This is a genomic window from Paraburkholderia sp. C35 (assembly GCF_003121405.1).
In the GTDB taxonomy this organism is placed as follows: Bacteria; Pseudomonadota; Gammaproteobacteria; order Burkholderiales; family Burkholderiaceae; genus Paraburkholderia.
Genome location: NZ_QBUY01000085.1, coordinates 1 through 25,533, shown reverse-complemented (window position 1 = coordinate 25,533; position 25,533 = coordinate 1). Strand labels below are relative to the sequence as shown.

Below are 25,533 nucleotides of genomic sequence, written 5' to 3'. Positions count from 1 at the left end.
AACCATTCATCGATACGAGTACGCCGACATGCTGACCACTCTTTCCATTCCAGTCGAACCACTCGAAGCGCATCGTTGTGAGCCGTATGGCTGGCTGCTGGGAAAGCCCGTGCGCACGGATGGCGACGCGCCCGCGTTCGTGAGCCCTGGCTCGGATTTCTGGCGTGAGCATCTCTTCGACACCGGCACGGACGGAGAAACGGAAATACTGTGGGTGGTGTATCGCAATCGCAAACCGGAGATCGCGTCGCTGGAGTTGCATCGTCTGACGCAGCAGGCAATCGTGCCGTTGACCGCGCCCGTCGTGCATATCGTCGCGACGTCGCTGGACGACGGCGAACCGGATCTCGCTTCGTTGCGCGCATTCGATATTCCGGTTGGCAAAGGGCTTTGCATGCGGCCGAACATCTGGCACGCAACACGCGTCGCGAATAGCGAGTCGACCTGTCTGATGCTGACCCGCCCTTCGACCACCTACGATCTCGTCGTTCATTTGAAGACGGGCGCGCCAGCTTGCGAAAGCGTCATCAAGTCTATCGAACGTCGTACGCTCGAATTGGGTACGACTTGAGCAATCGGGCGCCAGAACTCAAGCATCCAGGGCGCGCGATTTGATCGCATCGCAAATGCGCCTCGCTGTCACCCCGGTCGCGGGAGACGCGCTGGCCACTATCCGTGCCATTCTCGCAAGTCGACCAGACTCGTCGAAGCCCGCCGCTGATTGGTGAACAGTCTCTCTTCGCTCCATCGCGTAACGGTTGCAAGACCGCGCTCGTGCCGCAGACGCGCACGGTCATGCACGCATCGGAGCCTGCGACAACGATTTCGCAGACGATATCAAATCGTCGAGCATCGCCGCGCGCTTGTTCGGATCGGTATCGCGCCCCGTCATGAAGCATAGTGCCGCGATCGGCAGGCCGGTGCGTTCGCGCACGGGTGCGGCCATGCAAAGCCGGAACGACATCGATAAGCCCTCGGTGCAGCAGTAACCCTGCGCAGCGGCATGGCGCACGTCACGTATAAAGTCGTCGAATCCGATGCGGCGACCGTCATCCAGCACGTAGTCTTCGTCTGGAATCAATGTATGGATGTCGTCGTCGCTCAGGTGTCCGAGTAACAGACGGCCCGTCGCGGTCCAGGGAATCGGCACCTTCACGCCGATATCCGACGTGACGTTGAACGGGCGCGCACTGTTTTCGGAGAGCACCACCGTGTACTTGTTGCCTTCGAGCATGCAGAGTTGCGCGGTCTCGTCATACTTGCGCACGAGACCGAGAATGGTCTGATGCGCACGGCTGATGAGATCGTTGTGCATCGCGTAATCGGCGCCGTAGTAATGCATCTCGCGCCCGAAAAACACGCTGCCGTCGGCGGCCGTTTCGAGCCACCCCGCCGCCGTGAGAATCGTGACCAGTTCGTAGACGCTGGAGCGCGGCGCACGCGTTGCGTCGACCAGCTCGCGCATCGTCAGCGGACGGCGCGCAGTATGCAGTTCCCTGAAAATGCCGATCACGCGGTCCACGCCCCGGGCCCGTGACGATTCTGATGCGGACATTCCGTAGACTCCGTCGGCGATGAAGATCGCAGTTCGTTCTGGTGTTGTTGTCGTTGTTCGTGCGTCGCGCCCATCGATCTGATGTGTCAATGATCCAGCACGCGGTGCAGGAACTGCTTCGTCCTTTCGTTTTGCGGTGCGACGAATATTTCCTCTGGCGCGCCCTGTTCGGCGATCACACCTTTGTCCATGAACACGACGCGGTCCGCCGTTTTCCGCGCGAAGCCCATCTCGTGCGTGACGACGACCATCGTCATGCCGTCGCGCGCCAGTCCGCGCATGACCTCCGTGACCTCGCCGACCAGTTCCGGGTCCAGAGCGGATGTCGCTTCGTCGAAGAACATGATGCCGGGCTCGACAGCCAGCGCCCGCGCAATCGCGACCCGCTGCTGCTGGCCGCCCGACAGCTGGCTCGGATAGTGTTCGGCGCGATCGGCGAGGCCGACGCGGTCAAGCACGTCCATGGCGCGTTTGCGCGCGTCGGCGGGGCTCATCTTGCGTGCCTTGATCAGGGCGAGCGTCACATTGCCGAGCGCGGTCTTGTGCGGAAATAGATTGAATTGCTGGAACACCATACCGACGTGACCGCGAATCTCCTTCGCGCGCCGCACATCGTGCAACGGCACTTCGTTGACCCAGACTTCGCCCGCATCGGCCGTTTCAAGACCGGCCATGATGCGCAGCACCGTGCTCTTGCCCGAACCGGATGCGCCGATCAGCACGAGTACTTCTCCGGGGCGATCCTCGAGATTGATTTCCTTGAGCACCCTGGTTGCGCCGAACGACTTGCTCACGCCGTTAAGGTTGATGACTGGCTTGGACCCGATGGATGTGGTCATGACAACAGGCTCCTACGATCATGGTGACGCACCCACTGCGACAGCGGGAAACACACGACAAAATACAGGACCGCGACGAGCCCATAGATCTCGACTGGCTTGCCGACGCGGTCGACGATGGCCTGACCGCCATGCATCAGCTCCGACATGCCGATCATGCTGACGATCGACGTATCCTTGATCAGCGAGAGGTACTGGCCAATCAGCGGCGGCAACACTATCTTGCCTGTCTGCGGCAATATGACCGTGAAGAACGTCTGTGTCTTGCTCAGACCGAGAATCTGCGAGACTTCCCACTGGCCTTTGGGCACGGCTTCTATGCCCGAGCGGAACACTTCGGCGATATAGGCGCCCTGGTACACGCTCAAGCCCACGACGCCCGCTGCGAACACATCGATCGCATAGCCGAAGTACGACACGCCGAAATAGATGAACATCAGCGTGATGAGCACAGGCGTACCGCGAAACAGTTCGGTGTAGAGCTTCGCGACGTGCGCGCTGCCCCACGGTCCGAACGAGCGCAATACGGCGGCGAGCAGGCCGATCAGCGTGCCGCCGACAATCGCCGCCGCGGATAGCAACAGGGTGGCGACCAGCCCTTCAAGCAGGATCGACAGGCTGGTCGTCAGCAGTTCGGTTGACATGAGCGGTGTCCCCTTCGATGGATCAGGTGCGGTTCGCCGGACGCGGAATCAGCCATAGCCGCCTGCGCGTGTGCTGCTTCAGCATGAGGGGCGGGTGGAATACGCGCGCGCCGATCTGTTCCGCGATCCATGACAGGCAATTGCTCAGGATCAGATACGCGATCAGCGTGACCGAGAACGTCTGGATATAGAGCAGCGTGCGCGCGTTGATCACGGTCGCCGTGCCGGTCAGTTCCGGCAACGCAATCGCGGACAGCAGCGACGTGCCGAGCAGCAACTGGATCAGGTTGTTGACGATCGAGGGATACACGGCGCGCGCGGCTTGCGGCAAGACGACCTCGATGAAAACCTGCGCGCGCCCGAGGCCCAGTATGCCGGCCGCTTCGATCTGTCCACGCGGCACCGACTGAATGCCGGCGCGGAAGACCTCCGCCATATACGCACCGACATTCACACCGAGCGCGATGACGCCCGCCGCATAAGCACTCAGATTCAGACCCAGCGACGGCAGACCGAAGAACACGATGAAAATCTGCAGCAGAACGGGTGTATTGCGGATCAGCTCGATATAGCCGCGCGCTACGCCACGAAGCACAGCGAGATGCGACGCACCCGCGAGCGCTGTCAGCAGACCGAGAATCAGCGCAACGCAGAACGCGAGCAGCGTGACCTGCAACGTGAGCCACGCGGCCTGCAAGAACTCGGGCACATAGCCCCACAGGGTCAGCCATTGATAACTCATCGCTAATCCTTCGTCAGATCGGGTTGCCGTTCGCGTCTCGCGGTAGCTTTGGGGTTTAGAACTGCGGGTTCAGCGGATAGCGGGGCCCGGTGCCGAACCATTTGGTATACAACTGTGCGTTGAGCTTCGACGCGTTGATGTTGAACAGGAACAGGTTCAGGTAATTCAGCCAGACCTGATCGCCGGCCTTCACGCCGAACGCGTTGTATTCGAGCGGCACGAGGGCTTCATTGGTGACGGTCAGCTCAGGGGCCAGCTTTGCCTGATAGGCGAGGAAGTTGTTGTCCTCGATCATCGCGTCCGCCTGGCCCTGCTTGACGGCAAGGATGGCCGCTTCCGAGCTGTCGTATTCCTGGATCTTCACAGGGATGCCCAGCGCGCGCACTTCGTCGCCGTTCGTCGATCCCTTGACTGTTGCGATCGTATGACCCGACATGTCCTTGACCGACTGAATGCCGCTGCTCTTCTTGACGAGCAGCGCCTCGCTCGCAACGACATACGGCGTCGTGAACGCGATTTCCTTTGCGCGCTCGAGATTGCGCGTGAAGTTGCAGAAGACCACGTCGACTTTCGCGGTCTGCAGATTCGGAATGCGGTTTGCACTTGTCGTGTTGACCATTTCAAGCTTTACGCCCATCTGCTTCGCGAGTTCCTTCGCGAGGTCGACGTCGTAACCGTCCGGTTGCCCGCTCTTGTCGTAGAAACCGAATGGCGCGAAGGTCAGACAGTCGCCGACCCGCAGCGTCCCCCGTTGCAGGACAGCTTGCAGGGTCGAACCTGTCGCGGCGTCCTGACCAGACGTCGCGACCTTGGTGCAGCCGGCGAGCACGAGCAGGCCGGCGACGGCCGACAAACAGGCGAACCTTACGCTTTCTTTGAACAGTCTCATTTTCGACCCTGTGAGAGGAATCCCATGCTGGACGGAATGCGCGATCCGGGCGGTCATGGCCGCTCGCAGGCGCGACAACGAATAGATCGCGCACCTGGCTGTTTGTCCGGTATATCGGAATGACGTCTGACACACCGGATGCGACCCAGTGTTCCACGGAAAAAAATGAATGACAAGCGGGTATACGCGTGCCTCCTAGCCCCGCTCGAAGGAATGTGGGAGGGCGGGTCTGGCAGCCCAGGAGAGCTCAGTGGTCTACAGGATTGCTTTCCATCGCAATGGCTTGTCGCGCGCCTTGTTCAAGGCGTGTGACGGCGTCCACCAATTGCCGCCGGAAAGCGTCCCGGCGCGCCAGTTCGGGCGGGAACACTTCCTTGATTGCCAGCAAGGTCGCGACCCGCTGCTCGGGATCGGCAGAGACATCCGCAGTCAGGCGTGCGGCCATCGGATCGCTGATGTCATAACCCGTGCCGTCATCGGCGTGGCCTCGCAGGAACACGATCCACGCGGCGACGGCCAGCGTAAGACGTTCGATCGGCTGACCCGCGTTCAGACGCGCCTCAATGGTTGCGAGAAGCCGCGGCGGAATTTTCTGGCTACCGTCCATCGCGATCTGCGCAGTCCGATGTTTGAGCGCAGCGTTCGCGTAGCGCGCCAGCAACGCGTCGCGGTACGCGAGCAGGTCGAAAGAGGGCGGCACGTCGAGTGTCGGCGCGATTTCGAACGTCATCATCGCGTGGATCAATGCTCTGAGAGGCGGATGCGCAATGGCTTCGTCGATCGTTCTAAAACCCGCGAGCATCGACAGATAGGCGAGTGTCGAATGCGTCCCGTTGAGCATGCGCAACTTGGCGAGTTCGAACGGCATCACATCGTCGACGAGTTGCGCGCCGGCTCGCTCCCATGCGGGACGCCCCGTCGGAAAGTTGTCCTCGATCACCCATTGGCGGAACGGCTCGCACGGGACCGGCGCGGCGTCGTGGACATTCAACGCATGCAGTGCCGCTTCGCGTTCGGCGTCGGTCGTGGAAGGCACGATGCGATCAACCATCGTCGATGGAAAGGCGACATGGGCCACGATCCAGTCCGCGAGGTCCCGGTCGACCTCGCGAGCGAACGACACGACGGCCTGCCTCAAGGCCGCGCCGTTATGGGAGAGGTTGTCACACGACAGCACGGTGAAGGGCGGCGTGCCGGCGTCGCGTCGCTGGCGGAGCGCGGCCGCGAGGATGCCTGGCACGGTAGTCGGAGCATCGGGATGCGCCAGATCATGTGTGATGCCCGCGTGGTTCAGATCCACATCGCCGGTGTGCGTATCGCGGCAGTAGCCCTTTTCGGTGACCGTCAGCGAGACGATCCGCACGTTGTCATCCGCAAGCAATTCGAACAGACGCGCACGGTCGTGCGGCATCGCGAGTACTTCCTGGAGCGCGCGAATCACCGTGACGCGCACGCCTTCGGGTCCGCGTTCGATCACGCTATACAAACCGTCCTGTGCCATCAGCGCATCGCGCTTGCTCACGTCGCCCTGCAGCGTCACGCCGCAAATACCCCAGTCCCCGCCGGCCGCAAGCATCGCCTCCTCGGTATAGACAGCTTCGTGCGCCCGATGAAAGTTACCGATTCCCAAATGGACGATGCCGATACGTGGCTCGCGCCAGGCGGGGGCCAGTACATGGTCGTTCAATGAGTCGAGTGCACTGCGGCAAAGCGAGGCGTTGGTGGTCATGTTCACGTCCAGATTCAGCTCCAAAGCGCGGGAAAACCCGTTGTTGACGATTAAATATACTTGTATGGTAGCATCGGTTCCATCGAATGTGACTCAAGGAAATCCCCATGAAAATCGTCCGCGCCGATGTGATCGTCACCTGTCCCGGCCGCAATTTCGTTACGCTCAAAGTGGTGACGGACGAGGGCGTTCACGGCATCGGTGATGCCACGCTCAATGGCCGCGAACTCGCGGTGGCGTCGTATCTGAAGGACCATGTGTGTCCGTTGCTGATTGGGCGCGATCCGGGTCGCATCGAGGACATCTGGCAGTTTCTCTACAAGGGCGCGTACTGGCGGCGCGGTCCCGTAACGATGACCGCGATCGCCGCGGTCGACATGGCCTTGTGGGACATCCTCGGCAAGGTGGCGAACCTGCCGCTGTATCGCTTGCTGGGCGGCGCGTCGCGTGAAGGCGTGATGGTCTACGGCCACGCGACGGGGCGTGATATTCCTGAAGCGCTCGATCGCTACGAAGAGCACATCGAAGCCGGCTACAAGGCAATCCGCATCCAGTGCGGCGTGCCGAACATGCGCTCGGTCTATGGCGTGTCGAAGGGCAGCGGCATGTATGAGCCCGCCACCAAAGGCGCCATCGAGGAGCAAAGCTGGTCGTCGGAAAAGTATCTCGACTTCGTGCCGAAGCTGTTCGAAGCCGTGCGCGACAAGTTCGGCTTCGATACCCACATGCTCCACGACGTGCATCACCGTCTCACGCCGATTGAAGCCGCGCGTCTGGGCAAATCCGTCGAGCCGTACCGGCTCTTCTGGATGGAAGATCCGACACCCGCAGAAAACCAGGCGGGTTTCCGCCTGATCCGCGAGCATACGGTCACGCCGATTGCAGTCGGTGAAGTGTTCAACAGCATCTGGGACTGCAAGCAGCTGATCGAAGAGCAGTTGATCGACTACATCCGCGCGACCTTGACGCACGCGGGCGGCATTACGCACCTCAAGCGCATCGCCGATTTCGCTTCGCTGTATCAGGTGCGCACGGGTTGTCACGGACCGTCGGATCTGTCGCCTGTCTGCATGGGCGCGGCGCTTCACTTCGACCTGTGGGTGCCGAACTTCGGCGTGCAGGAATACATGGGTTTTCCGAAGGAAGCACTCGACGTGTTCCCGCATGCATGGACCTTCGATCGCGGCATGATGCATCCGGGCGAAGCGCCTGGACATGGCGTCGATATCGATGATGAAGCGGCCGCGCGCTATCCCTACGACCCGGCGTATCTGCCCGTTGCGCGGCTCGAAGACGGCACGCTTTGGAATTGGTAGATCCATCCGACAGACAGAACGACGGCCAGGAGACAGGCATGGCAGACAGGAAAACCAATGCGATGTTGCGGCGCGTAGCCGCAGCATCGACGATCGGCACTGCCGCCGAGTACTACGATTTCTTCGTGTACGGCACGGCAGCGGTGCTCGTGTTCGGCGCGAAGTTCTTTCCGTCGAGCGATCCGCTGATCGGCACGCTCGCGGCATTCGCAACCTATGCCGTGGGGTTCGTGGCGCGGCCGCTCGGCGGCATTGTGTTCGGGCATTTCGGCGATCGCATCGGGCGCAAGAAGGCGCTGATCGTCACGATCCTGATAGTTGGCCTCGGGACGTTTGCGATCGGCCTGCTGCCTGACTATTCGCAGATCGGTATCTGGGCGCCGGCTTCACTGATCCTGATTCGCGTGCTTCAAGGCTTCGGCGTGGGCGGCGAACAGGCGGGCGCGGTACTGCTGACGGCAGAATATGCACCGCCGCGCGAACGCGGCGTTTTCGCCAGTCTCGTGCAGCTCGGCGCACCCGCCGGCTTTCTGATTCCGTCCGGTCTCTTCGCGCTACTGAGCGCCACGCTCACGCATGCGCAACTGATGGACTGGGGCTGGCGCCTGCCGTTTCTGGGCAGCATCGTGCTGGTCGTGGTCGGGCTGTATATCCGGCTGCGCACGGAAGAGTCGCCGATTTTCGCCAGCATCCGCGAGACCAAGGCAGTCGAGTCGCGGCCCGTCGTCGAAGTCGTCAGGCAGTTCGGCCCGACGATCGTGAAAGGTGTCGGCGCCAAGCTGATCGAGGCATGCACCTTCGCGATGTACACGATGATCGTGCTCGCCTACGGACGTGCGCACGGAATCAGCGAAAGCCTGCTGCTGCAGACGATCATCGTTGCCGTCGTGCTCGAACTGCTTGCCATTCCGCTGGCGGGTGCGCTATCGGACCGCATTGGCCGGCGCATGACCTTTATCGCGGGTGCTGTGCTGCAGGTGACGCTGGTCGTACCGCTGTTCCATGCAATCGACAGCGGCAATCGCCTCGCGATCCAGGCCGGGATGATTCTGGCGATCTCGGTTGGTCATAGCCTGTGCTACGCGCCTCAAGCGTCGCTCTTTCCTGAACTGTTTCCTGCACGCGTTCGATGCAGCGGCATTGCGCTGATCTGGCAGATCGGATCGTTGATCGGTAGCGGCGTACTGGGACTTGTCGCGGTGAAACTGATTCAGGCGACGCACGGCAATTCGATCGGGCTGATCATCTATGTGGCCTCGCTCGGCATTGTCTCCGCCATCTGCATTTTCCTGTTGCCCGAAACCGCTCCCGCACGACGCGGCGGCGATCTGCACGACTGGGGCGCGCTGCAACGCGAACCGGCCTTGCACGAAACACACGCCTCAGCCGCTTTCGCTGCGCGTCATTAAGCGCGCCGATACAGCAAGACCTCGATACAGGATGACTACCATGTTCGCAGCCGTTCTCCACGAACCGAAGAAACTACTCATCGACGAACTCGATGAACCTCAACCGCAAGCGGGTCAGGTGCAGATTCGCGTGCGCGCCGGCGGCATCTGCGGCTCGGATCTCTCGTATTACTTCAAAGGCAAGAGCGGCGACTTCGCGGTGCGCGAGCCGTTCGTGCTGGGCCATGAGGTTGCAGGCGAAGTTGCAGCGCTAGGCGAGGGCGTAAGCGGTCTGACCGTCGGGCAACGCGTGGCGGTGAATCCCGGACTCAGTTGCGGCACCTGTCGATACTGCATCAAGGGAATGCCGAACCATTGCCTGAACATGCGCTTCATGGGCAGCGCATCGACGTTTCCGCACATGCAGGGCATGTTCCGCCAGTTCATTGCCGTGAGCGCACAACAGTGCGTGCCCGTGCCGGACGGACTCGATTTCGCGCAGGCGTCAATGGCCGAACCGCTTGCGGTGGCGCTGCATGCATTGCGTCTCGCCGGTTCGCTCGTCGGCGCGAAGGTGTTGCTGGTGGGTTGTGGACCGATCGGTTGCATTCTGCTCGCGGTGGCGAAGCGTGCCGGCGCGCATCGCATCGTTGCGCTAGATCTCGCGGAAAAAGCCTTGCAGATGGCGGCGCGACTCGGCGCCGACGAAACCGTGCTCGCAAGTGATAACGCTCGCATCGATCAGTGGGCGCAGCAGCGCGGCACCTTCGACGTGGTGCTGGAAGCGTCGGGCAGTACCGCGGGCCTCGATACGGCACTGCGTGCGGCGCGTGCGGGCGGCACGGTCATTCAGGTCGGCAATCTGCCGGCGGGGCAGTCGCCCGTGGCGGCGAATCTCGTGATGTCGAAGGAGCTTCGCTATCAAGGCTCGTTCCGCTTCACCGACGAATACGCCGTCGCAGCCGACGAACTCGGCGCGCACAAGATCGATCTGCGTCCGCTGATGACACACGCGTTCCCGCTCGGAGAAGCCAATCGCGCCTTCGAAGTCGCGCATGACCGCGCGCAATCGATGAAGGTTCATTTGCACTTCGACTGACTTTTCCACATGAACCGCTCGCGCAGACAAAGAGGCGGAACACTGGAGACATTCACCATGATCAAGAGCCAGCGATGGTTCGTCGTCAGCCTGCTGTTTCTCGCGGGCGTCATCAATTACCTCGACCGCGCGGCGCTATCGATTGCCGCGCCGCTGATCCAGAAAGACCTGAACTTCTCGCATGCCGAGATGGGCATCGTGTTCAGCAGCTTCTTCATCGGCTATGCGCTGTTCAATTTCATCGGCGGCGTGGCGTCCGATAAATTCGGCGCGAAGAAAGTGTTCGGTGGCGCGATGGGCATCTGGTCGATCTTCTGCGGCGCCACGGCGCTTGCGAGTGGAATCGTCTCGCTGATCGTGCTACGCGTGCTGTTCGGCATGGGCGAGGGCCCGTTCAGTTCGTCGAATAGCAAGATGGTGAACAACTGGTTTCCGCGCCGTGAAGTGGCGAGCGCGATCGGTGTCATCAGTTCGGGTACGCCGCTGGGCGGTGCGCTTGCGGGGCCCGTCGTCGGCTATATGGCGATCCAGTTTGGTTGGCGCTGGGCATTCGTCGCGATCATGGTGTTCGGCCTCGCGTGGCTCGTGCTGTGGTCGATGACCACCACCGAGCATCCGCAGCAGAACCGGCGTGTGACGCCGGCCGAACTCGATCTGATCGTCGCGGGCCAGCAGCAAGCTTCGTCGATGGAACATGCGCCTGACGGCAAGAAGACGGGACTCGGCTTCTACCTGAAGCAACCCATCATTCTGGCCACCGCACTTGCGTTCTTCTCGTACAACTATGTGCTGTTCTTTTTCCTGTCGTGGTTCCCCACGTATCTGACGGAAGCGCATCACATGTCGCTGCGCGATATGAGTATCGCGACGGTGATCCCATGGGTGCTCGGCAGTATCGGGCTGGCGGCGGGCGGCTTCATCACAGACTTCATCTTGCGCCTGACGGGTAAGCCATTGTTGTCGCGCCGGATCGTGCTGTCGGTGTGTCTCGGCGCGGCGGCTGTGTGCGTCGGTTTTGCCGGACGCGTGCAGAGCATGCAGGGCGCGGTTGCACTGATGTCGGTGTCGATCTTCTTCCTGTATGTCACGGGCTCCGTCTACTGGGCGGTGATTCAGGACACCGTGCGCCGCGAGAACGTGGGCGGCGTGGGCGGCTTCGTGCATCTGCTGGCCAATCTCGCAGGCGTGATCGGACCGGCCGTGACGGGCTTCATCGTACAGGCGACACACGGTGCGTACGGCAGTGCGTTCGTGCTGGCAGGCGCGATCGCCGTGATCGGCGCGCTGTGTGCGCTCGTTTTCATCCGTGAACCCAGGTCGCAAAAAGAGCCGGCAGAGCGTAAACTAGTATGGTAGTTTTGCCACATTAGTCTTCGATTACCCGGTATGGACACGAAAATTGCAAGTCCGAAGGCCGCATCGCGGCGTGGAAAAAAAGCCGTTGCGCTGACGGCTGCCCCTGTCGCGAGCCAGCCGCGCGCGGTTAGCGATGGCGAGTCAAAACCACCGCTGCGCGGCGCGCTGCAGGGTTTGTCGGTCGAATCGCACGAACCAATCGGCAAGCAGATTTTCCGCTCGCTACGCGAGGCGATCTTCACCGGCCTGCTCGCGCCCGGCACGCCTCTTTCAGAGAAAGAGGTGTCGGAGATGTTTCAGGTATCCCGGCAGCCCGTACGCGAAGCATTCATCAAACTCGTCGAAGCCGGCGTGCTGCAGGTGTTGCCGCAGCGGGGCACGTTCGTGAAGCGGATTTCCCCGCGTAAGGTGCGCGAAGGGCGTTTCATTCGCGAGGCGATCGAGGCTGCCGTCGTGCGCAAGGCCGCTGATGCCATCACCGATGCGCAACTCGCGGAGCTTGCTGCCAACCTGCGCGAGCAGAAGGCGGCAGCGAAGCTCAACGATACGGCTGCCTTTCTCGCCTGCGATGAGCAGTTTCACTTCCTGATCGCCCAATCTATCGATTGCGTTGCGGCGTGGGAAACGATCCAGGACATCAAGGCGCAAATGGACCGTGTGCGCTATCTGAGTCTGCATGAAGTGTCGCCGCTGGACTTGCTGATCAAACAGCACGCGCTGATCGTGAGCGGGCTCAAGGCGCACGATCCCGACGCCGCGGAAAACGCGATGCGCGCGCATCTGCGGGAGATTCTGGTGTCGCTTGGGCCCGTGGCGCAGCGCAATCCAGACTGGTTTGAACGCGATGAGCATGACGTCGTCATTTAAACGCGCCATGCAGTTCGTCGTGCACGATAACGCGGCGCTCCATGATGGAATGTCCGGTGCTCAAACTACCCAAAGCACGACATTTGCAATCGCCGATCAGCCGGCGGATTCGCACACGCGATGCCCGACCCAGGGGAATTACTGTGATAAGGCGCGAGCTATCACGGCAAAGAAGGCATTAAGCTCATGGTTACGTTGACCGGGTCAAAGCCCGAAGCGCTGCTGCAACTGGCGAACGTTCAATAGCTCTTGTACTGTGAAAGCCGCCGTAGACGGAGTGCTCGATCGAAAGTCCCGGGTGCGTCGACTTGCGCCGAATACGAAATATCATCGCTGGAGCACCTTGTTCGTGCGCTATTGGACTGCGGTCGGCCAGAAACGGTCAATCGACACACGGGCGCGAATCACGGACAATCGAGCGGCCGATCCCCCTACCTCGGACGAATCATGAAGCAGCGTGCACGGATAAAGCTCGTTCAGAGACGACATTCACAGTGTCGTGCGGCCCGCATGCCTGCAGCCGGAACGAAGAGATATTTGGAAGATGACTATAGATTGCGACTTGCCGTAATCTACTCTCAGCACAAAGAGTTGTTCATGAGACTAGAAAGCGCGTGAGCACGAGAACGTCAAATGGACCGCGTCCCGGACCGTCGACATAGCGTCAGCACGCCGTACGAACGTGCAGAAGAATGTTGAGAAGAAGGTAGCCTATGCGGACGCCTGCGGAATCGGTAGGCGCTCAGCGAACGCCTTCGAAGCCGTGTCGATAATCTCCCGGTAGTAATCTTTGATTGGTCTTGGAGCATGGTTGTCCCACGCATCTGGATGAAATGTCCTGAAACATTCAATGCCGTTGGATCGAAAGTGCCAAAGAGCCTTTGGCTCTACTTTCAAAGTCTGACGCTTCGGAAGTACTGCTTTCAAGGCGCGATCGTACGTATGGCCGCTACCGAAGATGATCAGATCTGGCTTAAGGAGTTCAATTTCGAACTGGACGGCCGCCACCGAAAAATTAAACAAATGAGTGGAATGCCCGATCGAGGTACGAGAGTAGCCGCGCTTCGGTCGGTGCCAGTCCATCTTCATTAGGTTGTTCCAGCAAACAGCCGCCCGATCGCCTCTAGCGAACGCATCGGCAAACCGCTTCCACTGCCGCAAGAATTCACTATTGCCAGTGCCAAGGGTAAGTTGATTCTCGTAGCGATCTTTTACGGCATCGACGCTGTCCGGACGTTCGTAGAAGGCTCCCAGCTTGCCACACCAACCGTTAGTTTCCTTCCCGATGAACATCACGCGGACGGGCGCATCGAGGTAAGCCTGAGATACGCTAAGCAGAAACGGCGCTGACAGCTCGCGGAAGTGTTGAATGAAGCCAGCTTTGGCCTCGGCGAGCGCCTCTGCATAGTAAGAGTTCAGCACCGCTTGGACGTCGTGCTTGAGCATGATTTCACCGGATTGATGCCTGGGCGGCGGTCAAGATCTTCGCTTTCAGGTTTTGATTCGGCGGCTATTGTGGCATAAGTGGATCAGTTGTCGGCTGAACGCGCGGGTCTCTACGAACATTCCAATGTCCGCTTCAATTGGTACAGTTTTCTATCGCTCACTACTTTCAGATATCGCTCGGCGCTTCTTTCAGATTGTCAGTTCTTGTTAGCGGCAATAACAGCGCACTTACCGCTGCCGGCTACAATCGACCGTGCGAAGTGGCATCGGTGATGGTTGCTTCGCATCGATGCCATCCGGTTCACTAGACATGTGCGGCACCGTTGACGCACATGTCACTGAGGATGATCCCCCGATGAAATAGGAGGGCTGATTCATAAATCCTATCCCGGCATACGTCCGCGCAACTCAACACACGCAATATTCGCATCCTCGCCCGACGATGCTTTAAGGTCTACGCAAGAAGATGGCGATGCTCAGCAATGAACTGCTCCGGTGACATCAACGGTCGACCAATGATTTCTGTCGCACTGTTGTCGACGCCGACCAGCCGTCCTTCCTGCTGATCGACTTTGAGTTCCTTGAAATGCGCTGCGAACGAAGGATCGCCGTCCAGGCCAAGGGTCTTTACAAATTCATCCAGCGAGACCTGCTCGAAGCGAACCTCTTTCCCGAGGATTCTCGTGAGAATGCTCGCGAGTTCGATGTGGCTGACTTCGACGGAACCCGTGATCGGAATCGCCCTGGTACCGAATGCCTGGGGATTTTCGAGAATCTCGACAATGATGTGAGCGATATCGACCGCAGCGATGGGGACGAACCGGCTATCCGGGTCAAATGGTGTCAGATAACGACCAGCGCGGATCAAAGGGGACGCGTACAGCATCCATTCCATGAAGAGGTTCACTCGAAGATGCGCGGTCGGAACGCCGGAGCGGTTGAATATCTGCTCGGAAAGCCAATGCCCCAATGTTGCCGGGCTACGTGCGTCCGGGCGTGACTGTCGGTGCGACATGTAGACGATCTGCTTCACGTTGTGCTCACTTGCAGCCTGCGCAAATATCGCGGCTGCTTCTACAGCACCCTGCGTCAACGGATAACAGAAGTAGGCGCCATCGACGCCTGCCATCGCACCACGGATGTCTTTGAGGTTCAGCATGTCACCGACCACGATCTCGGCGCCCAGATCCTGCAGCGCCTGAGAACGTTCGTCCTCACGTCGAACGAACGCTTTGACGGCATGGCCATTTGCGAGCAGCAGGCGAACCGTGGGCGTGCCCGTCGCACCCGTGGAACCTGTAACGAGAAATCTCTTCATAACAATCTCCGACTATTGAGCCAACCTGGTCACGGAAGGCAACGTGTGACCACAGATGGAACAGTATGGTCATCATGTTAGCGAGCGCCAACGCTCGCTCGATCGAACATGATGGGTGTCATGCTTCAGTTCGCCAAGCATGATGGGTATAATGTTTGGAGTCAACAAATTTTTCTCGATCTTACGGAGGACGTATGCGTTACCCGCCAGAGGAAACGGCCGAAAAGCACGCTCGCATCCTCGAGCAAGCTTCCATTCTTTTTCGTGAACGCGGGTTTTCCGGGGTCAGCGTCAGCGAAATCATGAAGGCGACAGGTCTGACACATGGCGCCTTCTACAATCACTTCGAATCCAAAGAAGACCTGATCTCCGAAAGCATCGGCGATGCATCGATGAAAGCGCTGGCCGCGATGAGAGACGGTGCCACTGCCGGTCAGTCGCTGGGTCAATTCCTGGATGAGTACCTCAGCGAAGAGCATCGCGACGACAGGGGAAACGGCTGCCTGATGTCGGCGTTAGCGGGTGAGATTGCTCGCGAACCTGCAGCTCAATGCGCATTCACCCGGCATGTGGCAGGTATGGTCGAAGGCTTTACCGAATCGCTCGCGAAGGCAAAGAAGAAAAATGCCAGTCGTCATGCGATCCATGCGCTTTCGAGCATCGTCGGAGCGATTGTTCTGGCTCGGGCAGTCGATGACCCTCAACTATCAGAAGAAATTCTTCGCGAAACGCGAGCAGCCCTGGGCTGATGAAGTCATGTCCGCCGCTCGTGCACAGCATCCCGTCGTCAATGCTCACGACCGTAGCGGGCAGAGGTCGGCACAAAATGACATTCGCCGGCAACGGAATGCGGACATTCAGACGTCAAACGCAGTCAGGAAGCCTCCAACAATCTGAACGCGTGAATGCTCCAATTTTCTGACGGTATGACAGAGAGCGGTTGCGTGAGATGTAAGCAGGGGCCACTTCAGGCGATGCCCCTGCTGCTCGATTTTTGGCTGGTACCGGCGGGCCGATGGGAAGACGCGCGCGTGATCAGAAGAGAGCAATTCGCGGTCGAGACTGGAAAGCCGGACGCCTGATACGGGCATCCGGTCCAACCGATCTTCAATCCACCTGACGGGACCGGGTCTGGAGCGTCGGGAACGTCGCGTCGATATCGGTCTTGAAAGTGTTGTTGAACAGGTTGGTAATGAAACTGAATGCGGTTTCGGCAACGATGTCGACGATCTGTTCGTCGGTGTAACCCGCGGCACGCACGGCTTCGACATCCGAGTCTTCGATGTGGCCACGCGATGTGGCGATCTTGTACGCGAACTGCAGCGCAGCGTCAGCCTTGCTATCAGTCGAATGACCGTCACGGTTGAGTTCCATGTCTTCAGCCGTCAGCCCCTGCAGCTTGCCGCCGAGGTAAGTGTGAGCGGACAGGCAGTAGTTGCAGCCGTTCACTTCGGCGGTCATCACATGGATGCGCTCGCGAGTCTTGTGCCCCAGGCTTTTACCGAGCGCGCCGTGCATGTCGGCGAGCGCCTTCAGGGCGTCGGGGGATTGCGAGATCAGGGCGAAGAAGTTGGGAATCACGCCGAGAACTTTTTCGTAGCTCGCGAGAATCGGTTGCGCCTTGGCAGGAGCGGCTTCTTTCGAGGGGATTGCGAGACGGGCCATGAGATTTCTCCGTTAATCCGAGCCACCGTGGCTCTGGTAGGAGAGATACTAAAATGTTCCATCCAAGATAATAATTGGCTAATTTCGAGAACCAATATTCCACGCAGTGAAAGTATTGCGGAGCTGGAAAAAGAACATTCGGCGAAGCGAATACTCATCGATTCGCACCTAGCGCCGACATATCTGAGCGCAGCCGGTCAACCGCGAAATCGAGGAACACCCGCATCTTGAGCGGCAATAGCCCGCGCTCTCCGTGCATAAGACTGACAGGAATCGACTCAACATCGAACTTCCGTAGAACCTGGACCAGGGCCCCTGTGCGAAGCTCAGCGTCGCAGTGATAGCGATAAACCCTAGTCACGCCGGAGTGATGTAGCGCCGCTTTTACGGCAGCCTCAGCTGTCGTGACAGACAGCCGCGGCATGATGTCGACGTTGAAATCGCGTCTGGTCGCCGGGTCACGAAACCACCAGGTTGCGGTGGAAGGGCCGGCGAAGACAACGCACGGAAGTTTTTCCAGATCCCTGGGATGTTTTGGCATGCCGTGCGCGTTGAGCAGGTCCGGCGAAGCGCATACCAGCGTGTCCATAGCGCCGACACGGGTCGCAATCATGTTGCTGTCCGGCAAGGTGCCAATGCGAACCGCCATATCAACGTGGTCGTCGGAGAGATGGAGATTCCTGTCGGAGAGAACCAACCGGACGTTGATCTCAGGGTATGCAGCGAGGAAGTCCGTGACAATGGGGAGGATGTACATGTGACCAAACAACACCGGCGCGGTGAGAACCAACTCGCCCCTTGGGGTGGTGTACTCGCCGGCTGCAGTTCGTTCGACTTCTTCGATGTCTTCCATAATGCGTTTGACTGACGCGATATAAGCCAGTCCGGCATCGGTCAGCGTCAGCTTGCGCGTTGAACGATGCAGCAACTTCGTGCCGAGGTACTCTTCGAGTTCGGTGACCTTCCGGCTGACGGTCGGGAGCGGCATATTTAAAGCCTTCGCGGCGGCCGTGAGGCTGCCTTTTTCGATCGTGAGCAACACGATCGACATTGCTTCCAGCCTATCCATTTGCTCTTCCACCCAATGAAAGATGATCTTTAAAAATAAACATATCATTTTTCTGAGTGAAACATCGCCGGGAGCCTCGCATCGAAACACTCTCGGATCGCAGGCATCAGTGGAAGGGGCGTTCCGTTCGCCACAACACCAGCGTGTATGGCGAGTACAGTCATTTAGAGCGAGCGCGCGGTCGTACGTTTAGGGGCACAGCAAGAACGCCCCACATCCCTTATCGAAACATTGAGTTCGTCGGTTGATCTGCAAAACGCCGGGAAGGTGGGTGGCCGTTGCACGATGTCAAGCGGCCATCTCAAATGCTCGTCGACAATCGGGGGTGTGGGGCGAAATGAGGCATCCGCAGGCGGATCGCTAACACTACGATCACACGGTTGATTGGCGAAGAACGAGCCATATCGGCGGCGCACTTGCACAACGCTTGCCCGGCTTACAAGGGGCGACTCGCGACCAGTCCTCCGACCATCTCTGGATTGTGGTTCGGGTCTGCTTGGCTTCGGGGCTTAAGAGGACGGACTGGGCAATTGCCGCTGAAGGCCGTCCAGTACAACATCGATGTACCGCTCGTGGCTCTGTTTCAGCGACGTATTGGTACCACCCTTCCAGCGTACGATGAATGCCTGATTCGACAGTCGTTTGACATTCGACGTCAGGACGGGAAAGGCGAAGGGGTCGAGTTCTTCGAATCGCGTGCGCAATCTGCCTTCCCATGCGTCACGTTCGTCAGCACCGTGGCTTGCGAATTCCAGCGTCACGAAGCCGACCATCGCGGTAATCACCGTGTTGTACACGTGAACCAGATCTTCGGGCCTGAAGCCCGCGGAAAGCAAGGTCTGGAGAACAGCCTCGACCATCACGGGATTCATACTGGCATTCGAAATGATCTGCGAACCCAGTAACGGTGCGATGTTCGGATGCCGCGCCACGGCATCTCGATAGCGATTGAACAGTTCCTTCAACCAGTCGCGCCAGCGTGTGGCCGGCAGTGTTGGAGGAACGAGGTCACCCAATGCCACCGCGATCACTTCGACGAGCAACTCGTCGCGGCTCGGCACGTGCCAGTAGATAGCCGTCGGATAGACACCCAGCTCTCTCGCGACATCGCGCAGGCTGAACGATGCGTAGCCTTTGGCATCGATCAATGCGAGGGCCGCTTCCACGATACGTTCCCTCGACAGTCCCTGATCCTTCGGGGCCCGGCCACGTCGCTTCTTCTCGGGCGCGGTCGCTGCCGCTGACTCTTCCTTTCTGCTCAACGTGAGTTCTCGCCAGTGAATTCGAACGAGCGTCACTCTACTTCAAACAGGGCGATCGCGCGAGACGTCCGGGAAAACCCGCAAATCTGCTCGCTTGCACAATTTAATTGTACAGCGTACATTAAATTCACTTTGAGAGCGTCGCTGATGATCCACGACGGTTTTGACCTGGTTCGTGCGTCACAAGAGGGAATCCTGCGTCGCTCGCGTCGACATGGCTGCTGAAGTCGACGGGCAGTCTCGAAGTCGGTCAATATTCTGGTGAATTAGCACTACTACATGATGGATGAAAGATATGAAACCCAAAGCACTAACGTTCGACTACTTTGGCACGCTCGTCGATGTGACGACGGGCGGTATTCGCGGTATTGAAGCCGTATTGCAGCGTCTCGCGCTCACGACGACGCAAACAGCAGCCGATGTCTATGCCGACTGGGACAGGCGCACGGTGCAGGGCTACAGAAGCAATGCGTACCGGCGTTATCGCGATGTCGCGCAACAGGCGCTCACGGATTGTCTGGAGGCGCTACATGAAGGCAGTACCACGGGTCAGGACATGGCCGCGTTGACTGAATTGCTGCTGACACATCTGGTTGAATCATCGCCGCCTTTTGACGACGCCGTTGCGTTCCTCGACTGGGCACGCGACAGGTTCGTGCTCATGCCGATTACTAACATGGACACGGACCTGTGGCGTCGAAGTCGTCTGGTTGAGTACTTTCCGAAAGTGACGACGGCGGAAATGGCCCGCGCGTACAAACCATCGGAAACGATCTTCAAAACTGGGCTTGCCACGCTTGGCATGCGAGCCGACGAAATTTTCCATTGTTCAATCGGCACGTGGGCCGATATCGACGGTGCGAAGCCGCTCGGTATCAAGGTGGCGTGGATCAATCGTGGTGCCGAGAAACTGGGTGATTTTCAGGCACGCCCGGATTACGAGTTCGCGACGCTCGAACCTGTGCGCAGCGTGCTGGAACATCTCATCAACGAGTGACGGGAGCATGATCATGCGTATTCCTGCAATGAAGATGCTTGTGGCAGGCCTGAGCGTGGCGTTGGCATCCGCGACGGTTCATGCGGACACGGTGGTGAAGATTGGCGTCGCAGGTCCACTGACGGGTTCGCAGGCGGCGAGCGGCAAGGACAACGAGCGCGGCGCGAGACTCGCTGTCGATGACCTCAACGCAAAGCATATGACGCTGAATGGCGAGCCGCTCAGGTTCGAATTGATTTCCGTCGACGATCAATCGGATCCGAAGGCAGGAGTGACCGTCGCGCAGAAACTCGTCGACAACGGAGTGCTCGCAGTAATCGGGCACTGGAACTCGGGCGTGACGATTCCCGCGTCGAAGATCTACAACGATGCGAAGGTGATCATGATCACGCCCGCGGCATCGAATCCAGCATTGACGGTTCCCGGCTATCCGTACGTATTCCGTCTGACCACTGATGACAATGTACTTGGTGGAAAAATGGCTGATTATGCGGCGAATACACTGCATCTGAAGCGCGTTGCGGTGATAGACGATCGCACGGCCTATGGTGCGGGCGTGGCGGATGTGTTTGCCAGTACGGCGAAGAAGCAGGGCATCGATATTGTTGCGCGCGAATACGCTACCGATCACACCGTCGATTTCAAAGCGGTTCTGTCGAAGGTGAAGCTCGAGAAACCGCAAGCCATTTTCTACGGCGGTTATTACGGGCAGGCGGCCTATCTGGCCCGGCAGATGCGTGACCTTGGAATCAACGCGGTATTGATGGGTGGCGATGGATTGTGCGTCGGCGAATTTCCGAAGCTTGCCGACGGCGCGCTCGACAAGAAAATGTACTGTCCACAAGGCGGTGTGCCGCTCGCCGCATTACCCGATGGCAAACGCTTCGAGGCCCGCTTCAAGGCCGCATACGGTGTCGATCCCGATCAGAAGGCACCGTCGTTCTACGCCGCCACGATGATGATGGGCGAGGCGATTGCGACGGCGCAATCGCTATCGCCAGAAACGCTCGACAAGACGCTTCATCAGACAACCTTCAATACGCTGTTCGGGCAAGTGCGCTTCGATCAACGCGGCGAATGGATCAAGGCGCCGATGACGGTGTATTGGTCGGCGGGCGGATCGATCGTGCCGGTCGAATAACCAATTTCAAAGAACACGTATTCAGTAATTGAATCAGGAAAGCATATGTCGATAACCAGTGTGTTGCCATCGCAGCCGGATGTGGCCAAACTCACGCACGCGGCTTCGCTCGCCTCGGATGCGTTCGCAAAGGCGAATCCAAAAAGTGAAGCGGCACATCTTGAAGCCTTGTCCGTGATGCCGGGCGGCAATACCCGTTCCGTGCTGTTCTACTCGCCATTCCCATTGACGATCGCGCGCGGCGAGGGCAAGCGCCTGTGGGACGTAGACGATCACGCCTATACGGACTTTCTCGCCGAGTACACGACAGCGATGTATGGCCACAGTCATCCCGTCATTCGCGCAGCCATTGTCGAGGCACTCGATAAAGGTCTCAATCTGACGGGACACAACACGCTGGAAGTGCCGCTTGCGCGTCTGTTGCAAGAGCGTTTCGAATCCGTCGAATCACTGCGATTTACGAACTCAGGTACCGAATCGAACCTGATGGCCATTGCGGCATCGCTCATCTTCCCGAGACGCAAGAAGGTCATAGCTTTCAAGGGCGGCTATCACGGCGGTGTTCTGACTTTTGGTAGCGGCAATAGCGCGGTGAATGTGCCGCACGATTTCGTCATCGCACCATACAACGATCTGAGCGCCGTCGAAGCCGTCTTCGCTTCACATGGGGACGATATCGCTGCGGTTATCGTCGAGCCGATGCAGGTTGCGGGTGGATGCATCGTCGGCGAACCTGAATTCCTGAAGGGATTGCGCGCGCTGACGCAACGGCATGACGCGTTGCTGATTTTCGATGAAGTCGTGACGTCACGCCTGTCGGGCGGTGGACGGCAGGCGTTGCTCGGCATCCATCCCGACCTCACGACGTTCGGCAAGTACATCGGCGGCGGCATGTCGTTTGGCGCATTCGGCGGCCGCAAAGATGTGATGGCGCAGTTCGATCCGCGTTTGCCTGGCGCCACGCCGCACGCAGGCACGTTCAATAACAACGTGTTGTCGATGGCAGCCGGATACGCGGGCCTCTCGCGTCTCTATACGCCGGGCGCTGCCGCTGCGCTCAACGAAAAGGGCGAGCGGCTGCGGGCGCGAATCAACGGTCTGTGCCGCGAACGTCAGGTCGCGATGCAGTTCACAGGCATCGGATCGCTGATGAATCTGCATGCGGGCACTCAGCCGATCCATTCCGTCGACGACATCGGCGAGGCCGACACGCCGCTCAAAGACCTGTTCTTCTTTCACATGATTGAACGTGGATGCTACGTCGCGCGCCGCGGCTTCATCGTGCTGACACTGGCACACGACGAAGCCGATCTGCAACGTCTCGAAGAAGCGGTGGCGTCGTTCATCGACCGATACGAAGCGCTGCTGCGCACCTGACACGCAGACTGAGGAGAAAGCGTTGACATCTGATCAGTCAGCACGCGCGCCGAGGCCGCTGCGCAGCCGCCGTTGGTTCGACAACCCATCGAATCCCGGCATGACTGCGCTGTATCTCGAGCGCTACATGAACTTCGGCATTACCCGCGAAGAGTTGCAGTCGGGCAAGCCGATCGTCGGAATCGCGCAGACAGGCTCCGATCTCGCACCGTGCAATCGACACCATATCGAGCTTGCAAAACGGGTGCGCGACGGCATCCGCGACGCGGGCGGCATTCCGCTCGAGTTTCCTGTTCATCCGATTCAGGAAACCGGCAAGCGTCCGACGGCGGCACTCGATCGCAATCTGGCCTATCTCGGGCTGGTCGAAGTACTGCACGGCTATCCGCTAGACGGCGTTGTACTCACGACAGGTTGCGACAAGACCACGCCCGCTTGCCTGATGGCCGCTGCGACCGTCAACATTCCGGCGATCGTGCTGTCGGGTGGTCCGATGCTCGACGGCTGGTATCAGGGCAAACTGGCGGGCTCCGGCACCGTCGTGTGGGAGGCGCGCAAGGAACTCGCGAGAGACGAACTCGATTACGCGGCGTTCATGGAAAAGGTTGCGGCGTCAGCGCCGTCGGCGGGACATTGCAATTCGATGGGTACCGCGCTTTCGATGAATTCGCTCGCCGAAGCACTCGGCATGTCGTTGCCCGGTTGCGCATCGGTGCCTGCGCCGTATCGCGAGCGCGGCTGGTTTGCGTACGAGACGGGCAAGCGGATCGTGCAGATGATTGGCGAAAACCTCAGGCCGTCAGACATCATGACGCGAAACGCCTTCGAAAACGCAGTGGCCGTCGCCGCCGCGATCGGCGCTTCGTCTAATTGCCCGATCCACATGATCGCGATCGCCCGACACATGGGCGTGGCCCATTCTCTCGATGACTGGCAGCGCGTCGGTGCCGACATTCCTTTGCTCGTCGATTGTCAGCCAGCGGGGCGTTTCCTCGGCGAAGCCTTTCATCGTGCCGGCGGTGTGCCGGGCGTGATGAGGGAATTGCTCGCTGCGGGCTGGTTGCACGGCGGCGAGATGACAGTCACCGGGCGCGTACTGGCGGAGAACCTGGCGCAGGTCACTGAGCCGGACCGCGAAGTGATCCGGGCATTCGATGCGCCGCTCAAGCCCGCGGGCGGCCATATCGTGCTCACCGGGAACCTGTTCGACAACGCAGTGATGAAAGTCAGCGTCATCGACGCTCGGTTTCGCGAGCGCTTCCTGTCGAACCCCGACGATCCGGATGCCTTCGAAGTCACGGCTGTGGTTTTCGAAGGCCCCGAGGACTATCACGCACGGATCGACGATCCCGCACTTGCAATCGACGAAAACTCGATGCTGGTCATGCGGAACTGCGGACCCGTCGGTTATCCGGGCGGCGCCGAAGTGGTCACCATGCAGCCGCCCGCAGCATTGATCCGTCGCGGCATCGACACGCTGCCGACGATGGGCGATGGACGCCAGAGCGGCACTTCAGGCAGTCCGTCGATTCTCAATGTATCGCCGGAAGCGGTGTTAGGCGGCGGACTGGCGTTGCTGAAAACGGGCGACCGGCTACGCATCGATCTGAAGAGGCGGCGTGTCGATCTGCTCGTCTCCGATGACGAACTCGCTGTGCGCCGGGCTGCGTGGTCTGCGCCGTCGCTGCCGAACCAGACACCCTGGGAGGAAATGTATCGAAGCATGGTGGGTCAGCAGGGCAACGGTGCGTGTCTCGAACGGGCGACCTTATTTCTCAACATCATCGAGTTGCGCGGCGAATCGCGCGACAACCACTAACATGGCGAGCATGACTCAGAAAAACGGGATGCAGACGCCGCGCGTGGCTATCGTGACAGGCGCGGGGTCGGGCATCGGCAAGGCGGCGGCGCTCGAATTGCTGAGGAACGGATGGGCGGTTGCGTTGCTCGGCAGACGTATCGAGCCGTTGCGGAAAATTGCCAATGCCTCTGCTTTCGAAGAACGGGCGTTCGCCGTGTCGTGCGATGTATCCGATCCGCTTGCGGTCACATCATCGTTTGACGCCGTCGTTGCGCGTTTCGGGCGGATCGATCTGCTGTTCAACAATGCGGGTGTTGGCAATCCGCCTGGTTCGTTTGAAACGTGGACGCCCGAACAATGGCGCGGCACCGTCGACGTCAATCTCAACGGCATGTTTTTCTGTTTGCAGAAGGCGTTCACGACGATGTCGAAGCAAACCCCGCGTGGCGGCCGCATCATTAATAACGGGTCGTTGTCGGCCTGGGTGCCGCGACCGAATTCGATCGCCTATACGGCCACGAAGCACGCCGTGACGGGCCTCACGCGCTGCGCCGCGCTCGATGGCCGCGCGTACGACATTGCCGTGGGCCAGATCGCCGTGGGTAATGCCCAAAGTGCTCTTGCCGGGCATATGGCGCAGGGTGTTCCGCAAGCTAATGGGGAACTGGCAGCGGAGCCGCTGATCGACGCGGAAATCGTGGGGCGTTCAGTGGCGTATATGGCGAATCTGCCGCTCGATGCAAATGTGCTTTTTCACACCGTGATGGCAACGAAAATGCCTTTCGTGGGGAGGGGGTGACGCATTACCTCAAATGATTTCGGATGTAGACCCGGTCGCGATCTGGAGGGAGGGCCGACTTGTGTGTCGGCCTTCGCTGTGTCCTAAGTACTTACGGCCATGAACGGACGGCGACACGGACACTTGGATCGTTGACGTGTGAACGGCAAGCAATTTTCTTCGTGGATTGGATTTCAGACCATAATGTGTGGAAAATATAAATGTCTCTGATTGACGATTTTCTGCCTCATTATG

Annotated in this window: 23 protein-coding genes; 12 read left to right on the top strand and 11 right to left on the bottom strand. The window is 59.4% G+C overall.

From position 1 onward, the window contains the following. The first annotated feature begins 28 nt into the window (after window positions 1–28). A complete protein-coding gene (locus tag DK391_RS32980; RefSeq protein WP_109482194.1) occupies window positions 29–571 on the top strand; it encodes an ureidoglycolate lyase in 543 nt (180 codons plus the stop codon). Window positions 572–793: 222 nt separating this feature from the next. On the opposite strand, the gene DK391_RS32975 is transcribed toward DK391_RS32980, so the two are convergent. From DK391_RS32975 to DK391_RS32950, 6 genes are all read right to left on the bottom strand, one after another. Continuing rightward, window positions 794–1,555: an IclR family transcriptional regulator gene (locus tag DK391_RS32975; protein WP_109482193.1), complete on the bottom strand. Its 762-nt coding sequence runs from the start codon at window positions 1,553–1,555 to the stop codon at window positions 794–796. A gap of 86 nt (window positions 1,556–1,641) precedes the next feature. Then, window positions 1,642–2,394, bottom strand: a complete 753-nt coding sequence (locus DK391_RS32970) for an amino acid ABC transporter ATP-binding protein (RefSeq protein WP_109482192.1) — start codon at window positions 2,392–2,394, stop codon at window positions 1,642–1,644. Then, window positions 2,391–3,038 (bottom strand): amino acid ABC transporter permease, encoded by a 648-nt coding sequence (locus DK391_RS32965; RefSeq protein WP_109482191.1) that lies wholly within the window; start codon window positions 3,036–3,038, stop codon window positions 2,391–2,393. Before DK391_RS32965 ends, DK391_RS32970 begins: the two co-directional genes overlap by 4 nt. Window positions 3,039–3,060: 22 nt before the next feature. After that, entirely contained in the window at window positions 3,061–3,780 is a 720-nt protein-coding gene (locus DK391_RS32960; RefSeq protein WP_109482190.1) for an amino acid ABC transporter permease, read from the bottom strand. A gap of 55 nt (window positions 3,781–3,835) precedes the next feature. Further along, the gene (locus DK391_RS32955; protein ID WP_109482189.1) at window positions 3,836–4,669 is read right to left on the bottom strand and encodes a transporter substrate-binding domain-containing protein; all 834 of its coding nucleotides are present in this window, start codon (window positions 4,667–4,669) and stop codon (window positions 3,836–3,838) included. A 247-nt stretch (window positions 4,670–4,916) separates the two neighbouring features. Beyond that, entirely contained in the window at window positions 4,917–6,398 is a 1,482-nt protein-coding gene (locus DK391_RS32950) for a mannitol dehydrogenase family protein (protein WP_109482210.1), read from the bottom strand. Between the two features lie 107 nt (window positions 6,399–6,505). Here DK391_RS32950 and manD point away from each other — a divergent pair, with 107 nt between their 5' ends. From manD to DK391_RS32925, 5 genes are read left to right on the top strand one after another with little or no spacing between them, the layout of a single operon-like run. Beyond that, window positions 6,506–7,714, top strand: coding sequence for a D-mannonate dehydratase ManD (manD, locus tag DK391_RS32945; RefSeq protein ID WP_109482188.1), 1,209 nt, complete (start codon window positions 6,506–6,508; stop codon window positions 7,712–7,714). A gap of 38 nt (window positions 7,715–7,752) precedes the next feature. Beyond that, entirely contained in the window at window positions 7,753–9,123 is a 1,371-nt protein-coding gene (locus DK391_RS32940; RefSeq protein ID WP_109482187.1) for an MFS transporter, read from the top strand. Between the two features lie 40 nt (window positions 9,124–9,163). Further along, window positions 9,164–10,201, top strand: a complete 1,038-nt coding sequence (locus DK391_RS32935; protein WP_109482186.1) for an L-idonate 5-dehydrogenase — start codon at window positions 9,164–9,166, stop codon at window positions 10,199–10,201. 57 nt (window positions 10,202–10,258) lie between these two features. Then, on the top strand, window positions 10,259–11,557 hold the full coding sequence (locus DK391_RS32930) for an MFS transporter (protein WP_109482185.1): 1,299 nt from the start codon (window positions 10,259–10,261) through the stop codon (window positions 11,555–11,557). Between the two features lie 30 nt (window positions 11,558–11,587). After that, window positions 11,588–12,424, top strand: a complete 837-nt coding sequence (locus DK391_RS32925; protein ID WP_109482184.1) for a GntR family transcriptional regulator — start codon at window positions 11,588–11,590, stop codon at window positions 12,422–12,424. 711 nt (window positions 12,425–13,135) lie between these two features. Here the strand turns inward: DK391_RS32925 and DK391_RS32920 are convergent. Both DK391_RS32920 and DK391_RS32915 read right to left on the bottom strand, forming a co-directional pair. After that, window positions 13,136–13,870 carry a hypothetical protein gene (locus DK391_RS32920; RefSeq protein WP_109482183.1) on the bottom strand — a complete coding sequence of 245 codons (735 nt, stop codon included), beginning with the start codon at window positions 13,868–13,870 and terminating at the stop codon, window positions 13,136–13,138. Between the two features lie 454 nt (window positions 13,871–14,324). After that, on the bottom strand, window positions 14,325–15,188 hold the full coding sequence (locus DK391_RS32915) for an NmrA family NAD(P)-binding protein (RefSeq protein WP_109482182.1): 864 nt from the start codon (window positions 15,186–15,188) through the stop codon (window positions 14,325–14,327). 194 nt (window positions 15,189–15,382) lie between these two features. On the opposite strand from DK391_RS32915, the gene DK391_RS32910 reads away from it, so the two are divergent. Continuing rightward, a complete protein-coding gene (locus DK391_RS32910) occupies window positions 15,383–15,937 on the top strand; it encodes a TetR/AcrR family transcriptional regulator (RefSeq protein WP_109482181.1) in 555 nt (184 codons plus the stop codon). Between the two features lie 358 nt (window positions 15,938–16,295). Here the strand turns inward: DK391_RS32910 and DK391_RS32905 are convergent, their stop codons facing one another. The 3 genes from DK391_RS32905 to DK391_RS32895 all read right to left on the bottom strand — a co-directional run bounded on the left by DK391_RS32905 (window position 16,296) and on the right by DK391_RS32895 (window position 19,088). Beyond that, the gene (locus tag DK391_RS32905; RefSeq protein ID WP_109482180.1) at window positions 16,296–16,853 is read right to left on the bottom strand and encodes a peroxidase-related enzyme; all 558 of its coding nucleotides are present in this window, start codon (window positions 16,851–16,853) and stop codon (window positions 16,296–16,298) included. Window positions 16,854–17,007: 154 nt separating this feature from the next. Next, window positions 17,008–17,922 carry a LysR family transcriptional regulator gene (locus tag DK391_RS32900; protein ID WP_109482209.1) on the bottom strand — a complete coding sequence of 305 codons (915 nt, stop codon included), beginning with the start codon at window positions 17,920–17,922 and terminating at the stop codon, window positions 17,008–17,010. A 509-nt stretch (window positions 17,923–18,431) separates the two neighbouring features. Then, window positions 18,432–19,088 carry a TetR/AcrR family transcriptional regulator gene (locus DK391_RS32895; RefSeq protein ID WP_239483018.1) on the bottom strand — a complete coding sequence of 219 codons (657 nt, stop codon included), beginning with the start codon at window positions 19,086–19,088 and terminating at the stop codon, window positions 18,432–18,434. Window positions 19,089–19,479: 391 nt separating this feature from the next. Here DK391_RS32895 and DK391_RS32890 point away from each other — a divergent pair, with 391 nt between their 5' ends. From DK391_RS32890 to DK391_RS32870, 5 genes are read left to right on the top strand one after another with little or no spacing between them, the layout of a single operon-like run. Continuing rightward, a complete protein-coding gene (locus DK391_RS32890) occupies window positions 19,480–20,181 on the top strand; it encodes an HAD family hydrolase (protein ID WP_109482178.1) in 702 nt (233 codons plus the stop codon). A 13-nt stretch (window positions 20,182–20,194) separates the two neighbouring features. Next, complete coding sequence (locus tag DK391_RS32885) at window positions 20,195–21,322, top strand: branched-chain amino acid ABC transporter substrate-binding protein (protein WP_109482208.1); 1,128 nt, start codon at window positions 20,195–20,197, stop codon at window positions 21,320–21,322. 45 nt (window positions 21,323–21,367) lie between these two features. After that, window positions 21,368–22,699 (top strand): aspartate aminotransferase family protein, encoded by a 1,332-nt coding sequence (locus DK391_RS32880; RefSeq protein WP_109482177.1) that lies wholly within the window; start codon window positions 21,368–21,370, stop codon window positions 22,697–22,699. Window positions 22,700–22,721: 22 nt separating this feature from the next. After that, entirely contained in the window at window positions 22,722–24,518 is a 1,797-nt protein-coding gene (locus DK391_RS32875) for an IlvD/Edd family dehydratase (protein WP_109482176.1), read from the top strand. A gap of 10 nt (window positions 24,519–24,528) precedes the next feature. Then, the gene (locus tag DK391_RS32870) at window positions 24,529–25,299 is read left to right on the top strand and encodes an SDR family oxidoreductase (RefSeq protein ID WP_109482207.1); all 771 of its coding nucleotides are present in this window, start codon (window positions 24,529–24,531) and stop codon (window positions 25,297–25,299) included. The last annotated feature ends 234 nt before the right edge of the window (window positions 25,300–25,533 follow it).